Annotated in this window: 15 protein-coding genes; 7 read left to right on the top strand and 8 right to left on the bottom strand. The window is 42.1% G+C overall.

What is annotated here, in order from left to right:
- Window position 1: 1 nt before the first annotated feature.
- The 6 genes from nuoG to ndhC form a co-directional block, all read right to left on the bottom strand.
- Window positions 2-2,686 (bottom strand): NADH-quinone oxidoreductase subunit NuoG, encoded by a 2,685-nt coding sequence (nuoG, locus tag CF596_RS07395; protein ID WP_096901799.1) that lies wholly within the window; start codon window positions 2,684-2,686, stop codon window positions 2-4.
- Window positions 2,687-2,697: 11 nt separating this feature from the next.
- Window positions 2,698-4,035 (bottom strand): NADH-quinone oxidoreductase subunit NuoF, encoded by a 1,338-nt coding sequence (gene nuoF / locus CF596_RS07390; protein ID WP_004975453.1) that lies wholly within the window; start codon window positions 4,033-4,035, stop codon window positions 2,698-2,700.
- The gene (gene nuoE, locus CF596_RS07385; protein ID WP_004975451.1) at window positions 4,032-4,541 is read right to left on the bottom strand and encodes an NADH-quinone oxidoreductase subunit NuoE; all 510 of its coding nucleotides are present in this window, start codon (window positions 4,539-4,541) and stop codon (window positions 4,032-4,034) included. Before nuoE ends, nuoF begins: the two co-directional genes overlap by 4 nt.
- Window positions 4,542-4,555: 14 nt before the next feature.
- Window positions 4,556-6,343, bottom strand: coding sequence for an NADH-quinone oxidoreductase subunit C/D (gene nuoC, locus CF596_RS07380; RefSeq protein ID WP_004975450.1), 1,788 nt, complete (start codon window positions 6,341-6,343; stop codon window positions 4,556-4,558).
- Window positions 6,344-6,428: 85 nt separating this feature from the next.
- Entirely contained in the window at window positions 6,429-7,106 is a 678-nt protein-coding gene (locus CF596_RS07375) for an NADH-quinone oxidoreductase subunit B (protein ID WP_004975447.1), read from the bottom strand.
- A gap of 6 nt (window positions 7,107-7,112) precedes the next feature.
- Window positions 7,113-7,658, bottom strand: coding sequence for an NADH-quinone oxidoreductase subunit A (gene ndhC, locus CF596_RS07370; protein WP_004975445.1), 546 nt, complete (start codon window positions 7,656-7,658; stop codon window positions 7,113-7,115).
- 440 nt (window positions 7,659-8,098) lie between these two features.
- Between ndhC and CF596_RS07365 the strand changes: the two genes are divergently transcribed.
- Entirely contained in the window at window positions 8,099-8,455 is a 357-nt protein-coding gene (locus tag CF596_RS07365; RefSeq protein ID WP_096901797.1) for a hypothetical protein, read from the top strand.
- Between the two features lie 124 nt (window positions 8,456-8,579).
- Here the strand turns inward: CF596_RS07365 and CF596_RS07360 are convergent, their stop codons facing one another.
- A complete protein-coding gene (locus CF596_RS07360; RefSeq protein WP_096901830.1) occupies window positions 8,580-9,491 on the bottom strand; it encodes a farnesyl diphosphate synthase in 912 nt (303 codons plus the stop codon).
- A 447-nt stretch (window positions 9,492-9,938) separates the two neighbouring features.
- Window positions 9,939-11,129, bottom strand: coding sequence for a 2-methylaconitate cis-trans isomerase PrpF (gene prpF, locus CF596_RS07355; protein ID WP_096901795.1), 1,191 nt, complete (start codon window positions 11,127-11,129; stop codon window positions 9,939-9,941).
- A gap of 321 nt (window positions 11,130-11,450) precedes the next feature.
- Here prpF and CF596_RS07350 point away from each other — a divergent pair, with 321 nt between their 5' ends.
- The 6 genes from CF596_RS07350 to CF596_RS07325 all read left to right on the top strand — a co-directional run bounded on the left by CF596_RS07350 (window position 11,451) and on the right by CF596_RS07325 (window position 20,172).
- Complete coding sequence (locus CF596_RS07350; protein WP_171287414.1) at window positions 11,451-12,806, top strand: amino acid permease; 1,356 nt, start codon at window positions 11,451-11,453, stop codon at window positions 12,804-12,806.
- A 268-nt stretch (window positions 12,807-13,074) separates the two neighbouring features.
- Entirely contained in the window at window positions 13,075-14,193 is a 1,119-nt protein-coding gene (locus tag CF596_RS07345) for an ABC transporter ATP-binding protein (RefSeq protein WP_096901791.1), read from the top strand.
- Window positions 14,194-14,214: 21 nt separating this feature from the next.
- Window positions 14,215-15,231 carry an extracellular solute-binding protein gene (locus CF596_RS07340; RefSeq protein WP_004975434.1) on the top strand — a complete coding sequence of 339 codons (1,017 nt, stop codon included), beginning with the start codon at window positions 14,215-14,217 and terminating at the stop codon, window positions 15,229-15,231.
- An 87-nt stretch (window positions 15,232-15,318) separates the two neighbouring features.
- Window positions 15,319-16,941, top strand: coding sequence for an iron ABC transporter permease (locus CF596_RS07335; RefSeq protein ID WP_096901789.1), 1,623 nt, complete (start codon window positions 15,319-15,321; stop codon window positions 16,939-16,941).
- Window positions 16,942-17,297: 356 nt separating this feature from the next.
- Window positions 17,298-18,644 carry an outer membrane protein transport protein gene (locus tag CF596_RS07330; protein WP_096901786.1) on the top strand — a complete coding sequence of 449 codons (1,347 nt, stop codon included), beginning with the start codon at window positions 17,298-17,300 and terminating at the stop codon, window positions 18,642-18,644.
- Between the two features lie 307 nt (window positions 18,645-18,951).
- Window positions 18,952-20,172, top strand: a complete 1,221-nt coding sequence (locus tag CF596_RS07325) for an outer membrane protein transport protein (RefSeq protein WP_096901784.1) — start codon at window positions 18,952-18,954, stop codon at window positions 20,170-20,172.
- Window positions 20,173-20,230: the final 58 nt, after the last annotated feature.

The raw sequence follows: 20,230 nt of genomic DNA, 5'->3' as shown, positions 1-20,230 counted from the left end.
ATTACACTCCTACCGCGACTGAAACAGGCTCTGCAAGAGATACCGTTGGTGCAAGACCAATTGGGTAGCCAATATAACCTGTAGGTAAATATTCAATCACTTGTACTGGCAGTACGATAGACGTTTCACCTGCTTGTACGGTAATTGTTTGACCATCTTGTACATTCAAACGCTGCGCATCTTGAGTGCCTACAGCAAATACAGCTTCAGGAATACGCGTTTCCATTGCAGGTGTTTTCACCGTAAATTCACCCGATGCAAAAATGTGATGCATTGGAATTAAACGGAAGCTTTCAGGATTAGCTAGCACAGGTGCTGGTGCCACATAGCTACGTGCAGGACGTTTTGCTAAGCGATCGAATAAACGAATGCCTGAATCACCACCTTTTAAGTGACCGCCCACATTGTCTTGGAATTTGTTCCAAGCTTGTGGTGAGTTCCAACCTGCAGACCATGCAAATGGTACAAGTGCCGATGGTGTTTGGTTACCAACATAACCTTCCATAGAGAAAGTTAATGCAGAATCGACATCGGTCGGTTGTTTTGGCTCGTGAATAGATAACGGCGCACGCATTGCAGTACGACCTGAGTAACGACGTGGTTCACGCGCAACTTTCAAGCCATGTACACGGAAACCTGCATCTGGTGCAACATCCTGAATTGCTTCAAGTGCTGGAATATTTTTCGCAACAGATTCAATCACGTCATCTAAAACAGTCCAAGAAATTGCTTTACCTTTTAAGCCTGTTTCAAGTGCGTGTAACCAGCGCCAAGATTCTTTGATTGCTAGTTCAGGTTTGTAGTAGCTTGGGTCATACACTTGGAAGAAGCGTTGAGCACGACCTTCTTGGCTCACTACAGTACCATCACCCTCAGCAAAGCTTGCTGCAGAAAGTACGATGTTGGCTTTTTGCACTGTTGCTGTTTCAGCATGATCAAGCACAATTACATCTTGTGCTTTTGCCAAAGCGGCATCAACTTGTGCCGCAGGTAAACGACGGTATAAGTCATTTTCAACCACAATCACAGCATCATAATCTTGTGCAAATGCTTGCTCTAAGCTTTGACCACCTAAAATTGCCAAGCCCATTGAGTTCACTTCTGGCACAGTTAGGGTTAAACCTGCGTTCTCACCCAAGTTTTGTGCCACTTGTGCAGCCGCTTCCATAATGGCAGCTTCTTGTAAGCTTGTACCTGAAATCACCAATGGTTTTTTCGCAGCTTTTAACGTGTCAGCAATGGTTTGTGCAAATGCTTTCGCATCGTCATCTAAACCTGTGATCACGTCACCTGCAACCGCAGCAGCAATGGCAAAACCTAAACGTGCGATATCATTTGGAGAAGCAACCACTTCACCTGTTGCGACATCAGCTAAACGAGTTTGCGTTGCAGCCAAAATGTAAATTGGTGATTTTGCATCTTGCGCAATACGTTGCACAGGTTCAGCCAACCAATCTGGCGTACGACGCTCTGCCGCCATTTCTTTGGCTTTGTTTTTCGCCGCTTGACGAACAGACAACGCCATACGTGGTGCAGTTTGGGTTAAATCTTCACCCAAAATTAACACAGCATCGTAGTCTTCAATTTCACGCATACCCGGGTTGTAAATCCCTTCGGTTTGCATGATTGAAGCTGCAAGTTCAACCAAGTTTTGCTCTTTTTGCGATAAACCTGTTGAGTAGTTGTCTTGGCCAACCAACTCACGCAAAGCAAAGTTTGATTCAAGCGATGCACGCGGTGAACCAATACCCAAAACTTTTTTGCCTTGAACTTTGGCAATAATCGTATCAAGTACAGCATCTACAGAAACGGTTTCTACGCTCGCACCGTTACGGAACTGAGGCTGACGTGGACGATCTTCACGGTTCACATAACCTGTACCGAATCGACCTTTATCGCATAGGAAGTATTGGTTGACTTCACCGTTAAAGCGGTTTTCTACACGACGCAATTCGCCATAACGCTCACCCGGAGAGATGTTACAACCTGAAGAACAGCCTTGGCATACGCTAGGCGCATACTGCATGTCCCACTTACGGTTATAACGCGCAGAGTGAGTTTTGTCGGTGAATACACCTGTTGGACAGACTTCAGTCAAGTTACCTGAGAATTCAGATTCCAAAGTACCCGATTCAGGACGACCAAAGTAAACACGTGATGCGTTGGCATAGACACCAAAGTCTGTACCGCCTGCATAGTCTTTGTAGTAACGCACGCAACGATAACACGCGATACAACGGTTCATTTCATGCGCGATGAACGAACCAAGCTCTTGGTTATAGTGAGTACGTTTAGTAAAGCGGTAACGACGACGATCGTGCTGTGTCATTACAGTCATATCTTGTAAATGACAGTGACCACCTTCTTCACAGACTGGACAGTCGTGTGGGTGGTTGGTCATCAAGAACTCTACAATTGAAGCACGGAACTCAGTTGCTTCCTTGTCTTCAATCGAGATATAGGTATTGTCAGCAGCAGGTGTCATACATGACATCACCAAGCGACCACGAGTATCTTCAGGGTTCGCATATTGGGTCACGGCACATTGACGGCAAGAACCGACAGAACCTAAGGATGGATGCCAACAAAAGTACGGAATGTCGATCCCAAGGCTCAAACATGCTTGCAGCAAGTTTTCCGAGCCATTGACTTCGTACGATTTTCCATCGACATGAATTGTAGCCATAGTCGAATTCCTTAAGCTTGTTCTACGTTGCTAGCTTGAGCAGCAGGACGGCTATTTGCCACTTTTGCTTCAAACTCGCCACGGAAATATTTGAGTGCGCCCATTAATGGCTCCATCGCACCTGGTGCGTGAGCACAGAAGGTCTTACCAATCCACAATTTTTTGGTGAGTTCTTGAAGATGTTGAATGTCTTCTTCTTTCCCTTCGCCATTTTCAATTGCTTTGAGTGCTTTTACAGCCCACGGTAAACCATCACGACATGGGGTACAGAAACCACATGATTCGCGCGCAAAGAATTCTTCTAAGTTACGGGTTGCAGAAACCATACATTGGGTTTCATCGACCACCATAAGCAAACACGTGCCTAAACGTGAACCTGCCTTCATGATGCTTTCTGCATCCATAGGCAAGTCAATGTGTTCTGCTGCCAAGAAGTCGGTAGATGCACCACCCGGTAACCATGCTTTTAGCTTCAAGCCATCACGCATGCCACCCGCATAGTCTTCAATTACTTCACGTGCAGTCGTACCAAATGGAAGCTCCCATAGACCTGGGAATTTCACCTTACCAGAAGCACCGTAAATTTTTGTGCCAGGGTCTTTCGATTTACCTGCAGATAAACCGATATACCACTCTGCACCACGCAACATGATTGCAGGTAAGTTGTTATAGGTTTCTACGTTGTTGACAATCGTTGGACGACCCCATGCCCCTGCAACTTGCGGGAATGGTGGTTTAGTACGTGGGTTAGCACGGCGACCTTCAAGCGAGTTAATCAATGCGGTTTCTTCACCACAGATATAACGACCTGCGCCTGTATGCACGTATAGCTCAAAGCCCCAGTTGGTACCTAAAATGTTTTCGCCCAAATAACCTTTGGCACGAATTTGCTCAATCGCTTCATTTAAGTACTGTGCAGCTTCGATGTATTCGCCACGAATAAAGATATAGCCGTGGGTAGCTTCAAGCGTGTACGCAGCAATCAGCATACCTTCAATCAGTTGGTGTGGAAGTTTTTCCATCAACAAACGGTCTTTGAAAGTACCCGGTTCCATCTCATCGGCATTACAAATCAGGTAACGTGGACCTGAATTGTCGTTTGGCGCCATCAGTGACCATTTGATCCCTGCTGGGAAGCCTGCACCACCACGACCTTTTACTGTCGCAGCTTTAATGACTTCAAGCACATCTTTAGGCGGCATAGAAATCGCTTTCTTAAAGCCTGCATAACCTTCTAGTGCTTCGTAATCATCTGCATTACGCACGTGCTCTTGCTTGCTTAAACGCCAAGTTAATGGATGCGTTTCTGGGTTACCGTCACCATAAATTGGTCTTGGTTCGGTATTCATACATACTTCTCCAATAACTGTTGCACCGATGTCACCTCAACTAAACCGTGAGTATCTTCATCAATCATCAAGGTTGGACCCTTATCGCAATTTCCTAAACAGCAAATTGGCAATAACGTGAAACGACCATCTGCAGTCGTTTGACCAAACTGAATGCCTAATTCACGCTGGAATGCTTCTGCCAGTGTTTCTGCACCCATCAAAAAGCATGCAATCGAGTCACACAATAAAATCACGTGACGACCTACAGGCTGGCGATAAATACGGTTATAGAATGTTGCGACACCTTCTAAATCAGCAACGCTGATGGTGAGAAGCTGTGCAATCGCATTTAACTGCGCATCATCTACCCAGCCATTACGGCGCTGTACACACTTCAAGGCATCTAAAGATGCTGCACGTGGGTACGGATAATGACCAATGTGATGTTCAATTTCATGGATTTCTTCCGCAGTCAAAATCCCTTCAACATTCACACGTGGCTTTTTATCAGTCAAAATCATCATAATGCGTTTACCCCTTAGCGATCCACGTCTGCCATTACGACGTCAATGGTCGCTAAATAAATGATTAAGTCAGATACCAGACTGCCGTTAATCACAGAAGGCATTTGCTGTAAATGCGTGAAAGTTGGTGTACGAATACGGGTACGGTAACTCATCGTTGACTTATCTGAAGTCAAGTAGTAATTCGATGCACCTTTCACCACTTCTGCCATTACAGATGCTTCACCAGCAGGCATTACAGGACCCCAAGACACGCTTAAGAAGTGCGTAATCAGGGTTTCAATATCTTGTAATGTCTTGTCTTTTGGTGGTGGAACAGCCAATGGATGGTCTGCTTTATATGGACCAGATGGCATGTTATCTAGACATTGTTTGATGATTTTCAATGACTCTTCGATTTCACGGAAGTGAACCAGTACACGAGCGTAAGCATCGCCTTCGTACTCTACAGGTACTTCGAAGTCATAGTTTTCATAACCACTGTATGGACGGTATTTACGCACGTCAAAGTCGATACCTGTTGCACGTAAACCAGTACCTGTCACACCCCAAGCCAAGGCAGATTTCGCATCATACTGCGCTACACCTTGCGTACGACCCATGAATACCGAGTTGCGTAATGCCGCAGTGTAGTATTCGTTCATACGTTTTGGCATCCACTCTAAGATTTCACGAATCAGGTGTTGCCAGTTGTTTGGTAAGTCGTGTGCGGTACCACCGATACGGAACCATGCTGGATGCATACGGTAACCCGTAATAGCTTCAATCGCATCGTAGATTTTTTGACGGTCTGCGAACATATAGAATACAGGGGTCATACCGCCCGCATCCTGAATTGCAGTACCAATGAACAATAAGTGGTTATTGATACGGAACAATTCCGACATCATGACACGGATACATTGTGCGCGGTCTGGCACAGTAATGCCTGCCAGTTGTTCCACACCCATGACATACGGCATGTTTTGCGCACAACCACCCAAGTAGTCCACACGGTCTGTATAAGGAATGAATGAATGCCAAGTTTGACGCTCAGCCATCTTTTCCACACCACGGTGGTGATAGCCGATATCTGGCACACAGTCTTTCACTTCTTCACCATCCAACTGCAAAATTACACGGAACGCACCGTGCGCAGATGGGTGGTTAGGACCCAAGTTCAGGAACATGAAGTCTTCGTCTTTATTACCGCGCTTTAAGCCCCAATCTTCAGGCACAAAGCGAAGGTGTTCTTGCTCGAAGTCTTGTTTGGCTTGGTTCTGCATATACGGTGTATATTCCGTTGCACGTGCAGAATACTCTTTGCGTAACGGATGACCTTCCCAATATGTTGGCAACAAGATACGACGAAGCATTGGATGCCCTTCGAAGTTGATACCAAACATATCGTAAGCTTCACGCTCGTACCAGTTGGCATTTGGCCAAATGTTGGTTGCTGTTGGAATATTGAGATCACTCTCATTCAACGCAACTTTAATACGAATGTCCGTGTTACGCTCTAGCGATAACAAGTGATAGAACACAGTAAAGTCAGACGCAGGTAGACCATCGCGGTGAGTACGCAAACGCTCATCTACCGCAGACAAGTCGAACAACATCACGTATGGACGTGACACTGTACGCAAGAACATTAAAACTTCTTGTACACGTGCGCGCTCAACCCAGACTGTTGGAAAATCTTCAAAAGTCGTTTGCACATAGAAGTTCTCACCAAATTTGGTTTTGAGCTCTTCTACAATTGCAAATGCTGGGCGTGAATCAACTGCTGTTGATTCTGGCATAGCAATGTCAGTTTCAGCCATTGGCTTGGCTTCCTATTTAATACAAATTCAGTCAACCTAAACGACAACTACACCCGTCGGGTGCATCAATATTTGTACGTTTAAATTATTTAATTTCATCCATAGAGCGTAAGTTTTTCACCGCAATACGCTGCGCATTCTTACGGTCACGTTCTGGCATCATCTTCGGCTTATATACTGGCTTAAGATCATCACCAATCACCGCAGACAACGGACGACGCTCTAATTGAATTTGGTCTTGTAATAACATCAATGCTTGGATTAATGCTTCAGGACGTGGTGGGCAACCCGGAATGTACACATCCACAGGAATGATTTTATCCACACCTTGCACAACTGAATAAATGTCGTACATACCACCTGAGTTTGCACATGCGCCCATTGAGATTACCCACTTAGGCTCAAGCATTTGCTCGTACAAACGTTGAATTACAGGTGCCATTTTCACAAAACACGTACCTGCAACAATCATCAAGTCTGCCTGACGCGGTGAAGCACGAATAACTTCTGCACCAAAACGTGACAAGTCATGCACACCTGTTAAGGTAGTTGCATACTCTACGTAGCAGCACGATGTACCAAAGTTAAACGGCCAAACTGAGTTCTTACGTCCCCAGTTTACTGCTGTATGTGCCAAGTCCTCTAAACGAGTCATGAACACATTTTTATTCACTTCTTCTTCAAGCGGATCGGTTACGATCTGACGCTCTTGAAGTGGATATTGATCAGCATCGGGATTCGCACGGGTTAAGGTATATTTCATCCCGAGTTACTCCTTGTCAGATGAGGTAGTCGCAGATTTTTTTACACGACCAGAGGATTGAGCTGGAATTTGACCGGTAGGGTCCGTTACCAATTCTTCAATTGAGTTAAAGCGTGTGATTTCTGCAAGATCCATATTTGGCGAACCAATTTTAGGTTTAATCCCTGCTGCTTTACGCTTATCAGATGGAGCCCAGTTCAGCGCACCAGTTGATAATTCATAAATTAAGCCAACGAGTAAAACTAAAATAAATACAGCAGCCGTTGCAAAGCCCACCCAACCTACTTCACGAACAGAAGCTGCCCATGCGTATAGATAAAGTGCTTCTAAGTCGAAAACAACGAAGAAAATTGCAACCAAATAGAACTTTGCAGATAAGCGGATACGTGCTCCACCAGCACCTACAACACCCGACTCAAACTGCTCTTGCTTCGCACGCCCCCATGATTTACCCCCAAGGAGTAAAGGAACGGTCAGCATAAAGACGCATAAAAATGTAACGCCGATCACGAAGGCAATAATTGCCCATTCGTATGGAGTAATGGCACTCATGCGGGGATAACTCCTGGCAGGCCTATTTATTAACAAAGAATGTATGTATTGGCCTTCAAATACACCAAACACAAAATTAATCACGCCAATTGTACCTGATTTATGATTTCACTTGCTAGTTCATAAGTCTTAGTCTTTCGGATGATTTTTTATTCAAATACTTGATATTTTAGAATTCCACTACTCCGTAGGGCTCTTAATCGCTTTAACAAATAGATAAGTCAGTTGTGATTATTTTTTCCAAAACACCAATTGAGCGGTTCGTTGCAAAGTTTTTAAATTTATAGAGAGATCATCGCAACTTCAGGTTTCAGCTTAGTTTAAGCCGCACAAAATTTTGTGTAGTTTTTGCAACTTAGACCCTGAGTTTCTTTAATTTTTCACCCAGAGTGTGCTATTCCTAGTAAGCATTAAAAATTTGAATAATAAGGAGTAAACACATGAGCTTAGACTATACCCACAAACCAAATTACTTTATGTTTGCGCAATTATTTATTCGTCATTTGCAAAATTATTTTGAAAAACATCCTGACGCACAAAATGCAATTTTTGACCTGCGTGATATTTACGAGTTATTTCGCCAAGACAAAGCATCTGCCACCATTAATTTAGACGGCATTATGAATATTGCAGATGAATACCGCCTTGAAACCTTACAAGGCGATCAAAAATTAATTAGCCGTTATGCGATTGATCCACAAAATAATTCTTTGTTGGTAGATTTTAACCGCGAGGCTTTAGACAGCTTAAAACAAGGCAAAGCAATTTTACCACCTGATGCAACGCTACAAGAATAAAGCCGTATAGAATCTGCATTAAAGTGTGTTGCTTAAAACAGCCAACACTTTCATAAAGCACAAAAAAGCGAGCATCTGCTCGCTTTTGAGTATTGAGAGCCACAAGCCCTCCATCTAGAATAATTTAGCTTTTACGTGACAATAAAAACTCGGAAATTTGTTGTAACTCTAAGACGGTATCAGTTTTAAAATATGCCAACGCAGCAAAGGCTTGATCGTGCAATTCTTGTGCATAAGCTTGTGCTTTTTCCAAGCCCATGAGTGCAGGATAGGTCGATTTTTCAACTTGTTCATCTTTCCCTGCAGTTTTACCTAGTACTTCAGTATCCGAAATAATATCTAAAATATCGTCTTGTACCTGAAAGGCTAAACCAATCGCCTGTGCATATTCACGCAATTGCGGAATCGCTTTATCTCGCCCATCAAACACGGTCACAGCTGCCATCATCACCGCTGCAGAAATTAAAGCCCCTGTTTTATTGCGGTGGATATTCTCCAAAGTCGCCTGGTCAACCTGTTTACCTTCAGACTGCAAATCTAAAACCTGTCCACAGACCATTTTTGAAGAAGCAGTGGCTAAAATTTGCATCTGCTTGAGGACAATGCCTTGATCTACCGCAGCAGCCTGATCAAACAAACGACTGCCTAAAATTTCAAATGCCATCGACTGTAAAATATCGCCTGCCAACAATGCTGTATCTTCACCATACGCGGCATGGCAAGTTGGTTGCCCACGACGCAATAAGTCATTGTCCATACACGGCAAATCATCATGTGCCAACGAATAACAGTGGATCAGTTCAATTGCAACCGCAGCACGGCGTACCGCAGCAGAGTTCTGATTCGGTCTTAATGCTGCGGTGGCATAACACAAGGCAGGACGAACACGCTTACCACCCAACATGACGGCATGATGCACGGCAGACTTTAACGGTTCTGGCAATGCAAAAGCCTCTAAAGCGGTAAGCAAGTCTTGCTGAATACGTTGTTGGGCTGCGGTTAATGCATGCGCCTGTAAATCGTGAAGTGATGACACATTCGCCTCGAGTGGTTGGTTCATGTCTAATAAGCAGTAAGCTGCCTGTGTTGCAGCATTGTACCTGTAATTCAAAGTTTTTTAAGCCTTAACTGAACTGATATAACATTTCAGCCATAAGAAAGCCCCTATCGAGATAGAGGCTATATGTAGTTAATTAGGGTCTGTTGACACTTCATCTATGTTTGCGACAACGCATATTTTTTAGCTGATATAAGGCATGGGACAGGAAATTTAGTCATTCTAAATGACTGGCACATAACGCAATAGCAGCAAAAAATATGCTCGTCCTGAAAGGCTGTGGCTAAAACTTTCTCAGATTGCGTTATGAAACTTGGCAATAGTCTCACTATTCCCTGCGTTTCATGCCTGATCTGCTCAGTTTTAGCCTACAGCGCAAGCCATTTATGAAATGTCAACAAACCCCAAATCTGTTCGAAGCAAAACTTATTCTAATGTTTCCGCAGGTACACGCACCCAACCTTCCATTAATACACGTGCACTACGGCTCATCACAGCTTTTTTGACTTGCCATTGTCCATTTTCCTGCACGGCTTGCGCACCCACACGAAGCGTACCTGATGGATGTCCAAAGCGCACTGCTTCACGCTCTCCCCCGCCCGCAGCCAAGTTGACCAATGTTCCCGGAATGGCTGCAGCTGTACCAATCGCGACTGCTGCTGTACCCATCATGGCATGGTGTAATTTACCCATCGACAATGCACGTACCAATAAATCGGTATCTTCAGCCTGAATTTGTTTACCACTTGAAGATACATAACTTTTTGGCGCAGAAACAAAGGCAATTTTTGGCGTATGTTGGCGTTTTTCAGCTTCAGCAATTTCCTGAATCAAACCCATTTGTTTAGCACCATAAGCGCGAATGGTTTCAAAACGTGCCAAAGCTTGTGCATCACCATTGATTGCATCTTGCAGTTCTGTGCCTGTATAACCAATTTCTTCTGCATTTAGGAAAATTGTTGGAATACCCGCATTAATAAAGGTCGCTTGGAATGTTCCAATATCTGGCACATGCAAAGTGTCCACCACATTTCCAGTTGGGAACATCGCCCCACCTTCTTCGCCATCATCGGCAGGGTCTAAGAATTCAATTTGTACTTCTGCGGCAGGAAAAGTCACGCCATCCAACTCAAAATCACCCGTTTCCTGCACCTGACCATGCGTCATTGGAACATGCGCAATAATGGTTTTTTCAATATTTTTCTGCCAAATACGTACGGTACAAATGCCGTTTTGTGGAATTTTACTGGCATCAACCAAGCCATTGCTGATCGCAAATGCACCGACTGCAGCTGTTAAGTTACCGCAGTTGCCACTCCAATCGACAAATGGCTGATCAATCGAAACTTGCCCAAACAAATAATCGACATCGTGATCGGGTTGAGTGCTTTTGGCTAAAATTACGGTTTTACTGGTACTTGAGCTTGCACCGCCCATTCCATCAATTTGCTTGGCATAAGGGTCTGGACTGCCAATCACACGCAATAAAATTTGATCTCGAATTTTGCCTGGCAGCTGCGCTGCTGCAGGTAAATCATCAAGTTTAAAAAATACACCTTTACTGGTACCGCCACGCATATATGTTGCTGGAATTTTAACTTGTGGTGCAAAACGCATGAATTTTATTCCCTTGTTTTTTGATTGTTATGGCCATATAAAAAGACCCTTTTGCATCATAACGGTTTTTATTCAAAAGGTATCGCGGTCTTGACTTAAGTATAAAAAAACAACATTTGGTAAATTTCACCCTAACCAGTCATCTTGATTTATAAGGCAAAAATAAAATTAATATATTGATTCACTTATCTTTTATACAAATAAAAACCATAAAATATTTTAATATTTATTATAAATTTATTTCATTATTTCCTAGCTACTAGGCTAATGAAATTTGATCTATTACAATCTTGTCACTTTTTCCTTGTCGGGCTGAATACTTTGAACAACGAGTCTTCACAACTTCAGCGTGGCTTAAAGAACCGCCATATTCAATTGATTGCCATGGGTGGCGCAATTGGTACAGGCTTATTCTTAGGTTCCGCGCAGGTCATCCAATCTGCTGGCCCTTCTATTATTTTGGGTTACGCCATTGGTGGTCTTATTGCATTTTTAATTATGCGCCAATTGGGGGAAATGATTGTTCATGAGCCCGTTGCAGGATCATTCAGTCACTTTGCCTATAAATATGCAGGTAAATTCCCCGGCTTTTTAGCAGGTTGGAACTATTGGATTTTGTATATTTTGGTGGCAATGGCAGAACTCACCGCAGTTGCCAAATACATTAACTATTGGTGGCCGCATATTCCTGCTTGGACATCGGCACTGTTCTTTTTCATTGTGATTACCATTATTAACTTGGGCAATGTAAAGTTCTACGGTGAATCAGAGTTCTGGCTAGCAATCATTAAAGTCGCTGCTGTGGTTTCGATGATTGTGTTTGGTTTATATCTCTTACTTTCTGCAGATGCCAATTCAACCGCATCATTCAGCAACCTTTGGGCGCATGGGGGGTTCTTCCCGAATGGCTTTGAAGGTTTGTTCTTTATGCTGGCATTCCTCATGTTTGCCTTTGGCGGCATTGAGTTGATTGGTATGGCAGCCGCAGAAGCGCAAGATCCTGAAAAAACCATTCCTAAAGCCATTAACCAAGTGGTGTTCCGTATTCTAATTTTCTATATCGGTTCACTCACCATTCTATTGTCTTTAGTGCCTTGGAATCAGTTAGATTTAGGTGGTTTAGATAAAAGTCCATTCGTGATGATTTTTAGTCAAATGGGCATTGAATGGGCAGCGCACTTACTGAATTTCGTGATTTTGACTGCGGCACTTTCTGTGTATAACAGTGGGATGTATGCCAACAGCCGTATGCTGTTTGGTTTAGCCAAACAAGGTAACGCACCAAAAATTTTCCTAAAAGTGAATAAACAAGGTGTGCCAATTCCAGCAGTATTATTCTCTGCGGTATTAATTTTCGGCTGTGTATTGTTGAACTACTTTGTACCTGAAGAAGCTTTAAGCCACCTCATGTATATTGTTGTGGGTGCATTGGTTTTAAACTGGGCGATGATCAGTTTGACTCACCTTAAATTTACCAGCACACTGAAAAAATTAGCGATTCCAACTAAGTTCCCTGCGCTATGGTCACCATTTAGCAACTATTTGGTTTTAGCGTTTATTGCAGTGGTACTTTATATTATGTGGACTCAAGGCTTTAAAGAATCAGTCATTATGATTCCTGTATGGGTGGTCTTGATGTACATTTTATTTAGAGTGCTTAATGCGAAAAAACCTTAATTTGCATAGTACGCATAGTACAGATTTCTAAAAATTGAAAAGTTATTGCTTCGGCAGTAACTTTTTGCTTTTAAGCCCCCCCTTTTAATAGCCCATAAATAAAGTGCTGCACTTAAAATAATTTAAATTCCAACCTATTGTTTTCAGTTGATATTTCAACTTTTTGTAGCAAAAACTACATCATTTACATTCTAAATGATAAAAAGACTCTACATGAGAAGAGTTCTTAGTTATCATTTGAGCACAAAATTTGTCGTGTGAATAAACTATGAATGCGTACGCTGCTCAACCTGCCAATGTCTTGACGATCCAACAGCTCAGTAAAAAGTTTGGTTCGCGTTTTGCAGTGCAACAAGCAACATGGTCAGCGATGAGTGGACAAATTGTGTGTTTATTAGGTCATTCAGGCTGCGGCAAAACCACAATGCTACGTCTGATTGCAGGCTTGGAAACACCAAGCAGCGGCACAATCCAACTGGAACAAAATACCTTGTGGAGTGAGCAAGCACAGATTCCTGCGGAAGCACGCAATATTGGTTTAGTGTTTCAGGATTATGCACTTTTCCCACATTTAAGTGTGTTAGACAATGTTATGTTTGGCTTAAAGAAATTTCCCAAAGCGCAGCGGGAAACCATTGCCAAACAAGCTTTAGCGCATGTTTCCATGTTGCATCATCAAGACAGCTATCCATATACACTTTCGGGCGGCGAACAACAACGCGTTGCCTTAGCACGTGCCTTAGCACCAGAACCGCAAGTTTTGTTGATGGATGAACCTTTTTCAAATTTGGATCATCGTCTGCGTGATCAAATTCGTCAAAATACCATTCAACTCCTCAAACAAACTGCAACGACTACGGTTATCGTGACACATGACCCAGAAGAAGCATTGCAAATTGCCGATCAAATTATTTTGATGCATCAAGGGCAAATTATTCAAATTGGTTCACCGAAACAACTTTATTTACAGCCGAAAACGTTGTTTGCTGCACGATATTTTTCTTCGTTGAATGAAATTCCAACGCGCATCAAGCAGCAAGAAATTCACACTGTATTTGGCAAGATTGATTTACCAGAACATGTAAACGCTCAAGACTCAATCGTTTGCTGCTTCCGTCCGCATCAATTGCGCCTCAGCCAAACACCAAGTGAAAATGCATTACCAGCAAGCATTGTGTCATCCAGTTTTATGGGTCATGCACAACAACTGCATCTAAAACTACGCGATCATGATCTCACGCTTTTAGCACAAGTGAACCACCTTCAAGATATTCAACCTACTGATCAGGTCTATGTTTCTGTCGATTTAAACAGCTGTTATTTCTTGGCGTCTGATGAACAATCATCCACTACCTCATCTTCTACTCAAGCTGCTGTTCAGGTTTAAATTTTTAATTAGGAATACTGTATGAAACCATTGTCGAAACTATCATTGCTTGTTACAGGTTTACTTGCATTTGGTGCAAGTGTCGCACAAGCAGCGGAAGTCAATTTATACACCACGCGCGAACCTGTGCTGATTCAAACCTTATTAACCGAATTTACCCAAAAAACTGGGGTAAAAGTGAATACGGTTTTTATTAAAGATGGTTTATTGGAACGTGTAAAAGCAGAAGGTCGTCGTTCTCCTGCCGATGTGATGCTGACTGTAGATTTTGGCAATTTGGTTGATTTAGTAGAAAGTGGTTTAACCCAGCGCGTAAGTTCTAAAACCTTAAATAGCGCAATTCCTGCCAATTTACGAGCTGCCAATGGTCATTGGTATGCTTTGTCGATGCGTGCACGTGCAGTCTACGCCTCTAAAGACCGTACACCGCTTAATGCGATTACTTATGAAGATTTAGCCAATCCAAAATGGAAAAATAAAATCTGTATTCGCTCAGGCAACCATCCATATAACACTGCTTTAATTGCGGCTTATATTGCCCATCATGGTGAAAAACAAGCCGAAACTTGGTTGCGTGGTGTGAAAGCCAATTTAGCTCGCCCAGCCAGCGGTGGTGACCGTGATGTGGCACGTGATATTTTAGGTAAAATTTGTGATATTGGCGTTGCCAACACCTATTATGTCGGCACGATGCGTACAGGTGATGCGGAACAAAAGCGCTGGGGCAATGCGATTAATGTTGTGTTACCACGTTTTAAAAATGGTGGAACGCATGTAAACGTATCGGGTGCAGTGGTTTCTAAACATGCACCAAACCGTAAAGAAGCTGTACAACTGCTCGAGTTTTTAGCTTCTGATCACGCACAAGCCATCTACGCACAAAACGGCTTTGAATACCCTGTCAAACCTGGGGTAAAAATTGACCCGATTATCGCTAGTTTTGGCAAACTGAATATTGATTCAATTCGTTTAAGCGATATTGCACGTCACCGTAAAGCCGCCAACTTATTGGTCGATAAAGTCCAGTTTAACCGCTAAAATTTTCTGCTTTTGTCTTACAGTGCAGCGCTTTGCACTGTAAGATGCTCAGCTGATCCCTCCCCCTTATTTAGTACCTCTATTGCAATGCTTAAAAATAAATTTAATTTTTTATTTTCGCTCAGTGGGTTATTGACGCTACTCGCCTGTTTACCTGTGCTCGCTTTAATTTGGACAGCATTACAAGGTGATAGCGAAATTTGGGGACATCTGCTGCGTTATGTAATTCCACACACGTTGGCAGAAACAGGGATTTTATTGTTGGGTGTGGGGATTCTCACCATCCTGATTGGTACAGGCAGCGCATGGATTGTAACAGCGTATCAATTCCGAGGTCGTGCATTTTTAGATTGGGCCTTACTGCTGCCTTTAGCCGTACCAACTTATATTATTGCGTATAGTTATATCGACATTTTGCACCCCATTGGCCCTGTGCAAAGTATCCTGCGGGATGGGTTTAATTTAGAATTACAACAGTTTTGGTTTGCTAATATTCGTACCGTTTGGGGCGGCATCTTCTTGCTTAGCTTTGTGCTGTATCCGTATGTGTATTTAAGCACCCGTGCAATGTTTCTGATGCAATCGGCCAGTTTAATTGAGGTTGCACGTACATTAGGATTAAAACCCGATCAAGTGTTTTTACGTGTTGCAATTCCACTGGCACGTCCTGCAATTGCTGTGGGCACTAGTCTGGTTTTAATGGAAACCATTAATGATATTGGTGCAACAGAATTTTTAGGCATTAAAACCTTAACTTTGTCGATTTATTCAACCTGGACCAATCAATCCGACTTGGCAGGCGCAGCGCAAATTGCCATTTTCATGTTGATGATCATTACCTTATTGGTTTTAGTAGAGCGTTTAGGACGACGTAAACAGCGCTATATGAACTCTGCACAACGTAGCCGTTTAATGCCTGCACAATCGGTTAAAGGTGTTAAAGCACTGGTATTATTGGGTTTAGGTTTAATTCCTGTCTGTATTGGTTTCTTAATTCCAACCAGTCACTTATTGGTCGAATCCTATAAACGTATTAAATATGCAGGGTACTCAGATTTTCTAATCCAAGCATCTATCAACACACTAATCCTTGCCAGTCTTGCAACTGTGGTAACTATTTTGATTGGTTTCTTTATTGTCAGTGCGGCACGTTTTAGCAAACACCACTGGTTTAGCCGTATTGCCAGTTTAGGTTATGCCATTCCAGGAACTGTTTTAGCCATTGGTCTCATGTTGGCTTTGGGAAAAATTGATCATGCCATTGCAGATTTTTTAGAGTTTAAATTAGGGATACACACAGGTTTATTATTTCTCGGTACTAGTTTTACCCTTATTTATGCTTATGCTGTGCGTTTTTTAGCTATTTCGGTGGGCGGCATTGAGTCAGGCTATAACCGTATTCATGGTGTTTTTGATGATGCTGCACGCAATTTAGGGCAAAACAACTTTGCACTGTTGTGGCGTGTACACCTGCCATTATTACGCCCTGCTATTATTTCTGCAGCTTTATTAATTTTTGTAGATTGCATGAAAGAGCTGCCTGCCACTTTGTTGCTCCGTCCCTTAAATATGGAAACACTCGCTACCCAGCTATATGCAGAAGCCTCTAGGGGCACTTATGAAGATGGTGCCGTAGCAGCTTTACTAATTGTATTGGTTGGGCTGATTCCTGTCATTCTTTTGGCAAAGCTTGGAAAAACCACACGTTAATGCACCCCATTTTGTTGCAAGATATGCCTTGCAACAAAATGAGTTTTGATAAAAAAGTATTTTTTTTAACCAATTAAAAACATTTAAACAAGAGATTGATTTTTAAATTTTATTATTTAATTTCAATGACTAACAAGCTAAAAACCCATACCAATTAGAACAAATACTCTATTCAGCGTGTTTTTTATACTGATTAGTTTTTTCTAGAGCATTTACTCTTATTTTAATTGTGATATTTTTGTCACATGGAGTAACAAATGGTCTCGGTTTGCACAAGCCGAAATCATCCTAGATGAAAGCATAAAGCATCAACAAAAACTGTCATAAAAGACTTTATAGCCCAAGGGAAATGTATAATGAAATTAAAAGCACTAAGCACAGCAATGATTTTAGCAACTGTACCAATGACCGGGGCATTTGCCGCTGCTCTAGATCGTTCAGGTCAGTCAATCTCTGCATTCTTACAACCGGGTAACTATTTTGAAGCAGGTATTTCTGTATTAGATCCAGATGTATCTGGACAGGAAGCTGGCACAAGCACAACAAATCGTCAAATTGGTGATATGGCGGGCGATTACTATTTCCCAAGTGCCGCACTAAAATTCCAACTTACTGATAACTTCTCTTTTGGTCTGCTTTACGACCAACCCTTTGGTGCTGATGCCGAATATTCAGGTAATAATGTTTTTGTTGCTGCACCAACAGATCGAGTACTAAGTACACTACCAATTACAACAACAGCTATTGGCGGCGCTACTACAGGCAGTACTTCAGTTGAAGTTGATACACAAAACATTTCTATGATTTTTGGCTTCCAACCAACTGAGAATTTTAATATTTATGGTGGTGGTGTATATCAAACCATTAAAGGTAATGTAAAACTACGCGGCTCAGCTTACAGCGTTTTTAATGGATACGATGCAGACATTAAAGAAGACTCTGCTGCAGGTTGGTTAGCTGGTGCAGCATTTCAAATTCCTGAAATTGCATTAAAAGCTTCAGTCACTTACCGCTCTGAAATTGATCATGAATTCGTTGCCAATGAAAACTTAAGTCTAGCTACTCCTTTAGCAGCTGCATTACCAGGTCTTGCTGGTCAACTACCAAGTTTAGGTTTAACACCACAACAAATCGCAGGAATTGGCCAAGCAGTAACAAAGTTTTCAGCAGCTAACACAGCTGAAGGTAAAACTAAAATTACAACACCACAATCGGTGAACTTAGACTTCCAAACAGGCATCATGGCGAATACTGTAGCATTTGCAAATGTACGCTGGGTGAACTGGAAAGATTTCTCAATCACACCGTATAAGTTTGGTAAAGCTGCAGAAGCTGTTGGTCCTTTAGTTAAGCGTCCAAATGGTTTTTCTCTTGTAGAATATTCAGATGACCAATGGTCTGCAAACGTAGGTGTAGGTCGTAAATTAAATGATCAATGGGCTGGTAACGTTTCTGTAGGTTGGGACTCTGGTGCAGGTAATCCTGTTTCAACTCTAGGTCCAACAGAAGGATATTGGAATCTTGGTTTAGGTGTTCAATATAGTCCAACACCAGCAACCTTCATTGCTGGTGGCGTAAAATATTTTTGGTTAGGGGATGCGAAAGCACAAACTGGTGCTCAAGCAGGCGGTTCAGAGTATGTAGCAAATTTTGAAGATAATGATGCTTTGGCTTATGGCTTAAAAATCGGTTACCGCTTCTAATTCAATATTTTCTAAAACAGCCACCCTTCGGGGTGGTTTTTTACACTTAAAGCTCTTCGTTTTTATACAAGTGCCAACCTAATGTTTAAATTTAAAACAATTAAACACATATTTTCCCAAATATTACCCTAAAAAATTATTTAATAAAATTCATTTACTTAAGACCTTAAAATAGTACTTTTACTCTAATCAACTGCTATTTATAACTTATTCAGTTCATTTATTCTGCGAAATTGAGCATTTACTCTTTTTTCAAATGTGTTACTTTTCCTGCACTTTTTGTTACATAAAGCATCAGGGAACGACCATGAAGCTCAATAGAATTTATTCGGCTATTTTACTTAGCACTCTCCCACTTACACCTGCGATTGCTGCTGGTTTAGACCGTTCCGGTCAATCTATTGCTGCATTTTTACAACCGGGTAATTATGCAGAAGCAGGTATTTCAATTTTAGATCCAAATGTATCTGGTCAAGACAAAAATAAACACCAAGCAGATGACATGGCAGGTGATTATTACTTCCCACACGCTGCATTAAAAGTTCAAGCAACTAACAAAGTGTCGATTGGTTTAATTTACGATCAACCTTTTGGCGCCGATGCTGAATATTTTGGGAAAAATAATTTTGTTGAAAGTAGACCTGTACCATTTCAAGGCAGTACTTCTGTTGTGGTTGATACCCAAAATTTAAACTTGTTAGTGGGTTATCAACCTAATGAAAATTGGAATCTATATGCTGGTGCTGTATATCAGACAGTAGATGGTACTGTTATTTTACGTGGTACTGCATATTCAGCCTTTAATGGTTATGATTTTAAAACCGGTGAAGATGAGTCTGTGGGTTGGTTAGCGGGTGTTGCGTATCAAATCCCTCAAATCGCACTTAAAGCTTCTGTTACTTACCGCTCTGAAATTGAGCATGAAATGACTGCTTATGAAAACTTTGGTGCAATAGGATTTACCCAAATACCTACACTAGATGAAACCATGACGCAAATTAGTTCTACTACAGGTAAAACACAACTAACAACACCACAATCTGTCAATCTAGATTTCCAAACAGGAATTATGGCGAACACCGTTGCATTTGCAAACCTTCGCTGGGTGGACTGGTCAAATTTTAAAGTACAACCATACAAATTTGGCAAGCTTACTCAAATATTAGGCCAAGCTGGTTATGTACCCACCAAACCTAATGGATTTAACCTTATTGACTATAAAGATGACCAAATTTCTGCAACTGTTGGTGTAGGGCGTAAGTTCAATGATCGTTGGGGTGGTAATGTATCTTTAGGCTGGGATTCTGGTGCCGGCAACCCTGTTACGACCTTAGGTCCAACTGAAGGCTACTGGAGTGTGGGTACAGGTGTTCGCTACTCACCTACCGAAAATTATTTCATTGGTGCAGGATTTAAATACTTCTGGTTAGGTGATGCTGATGCCGTCACAGGTGCACACACGGAAGCAGGCAAGTTTGAAAATAATTACGCTGTTGCATATGGATTAAATATTGGCTACCGCTTCTAAATAGTTCACAGTTCATATCGCATAAAAACAAAGGGCATCAAATGATGCCTTTTGTTGT

It is taken from the genome of Acinetobacter sp. YT-02 (assembly GCF_002412355.1).
Lineage (GTDB): Bacteria > Pseudomonadota > Gammaproteobacteria > Pseudomonadales > Moraxellaceae > Acinetobacter > Acinetobacter towneri.
This window is presented reverse-complemented; position numbering and strand designations above follow the sequence as displayed.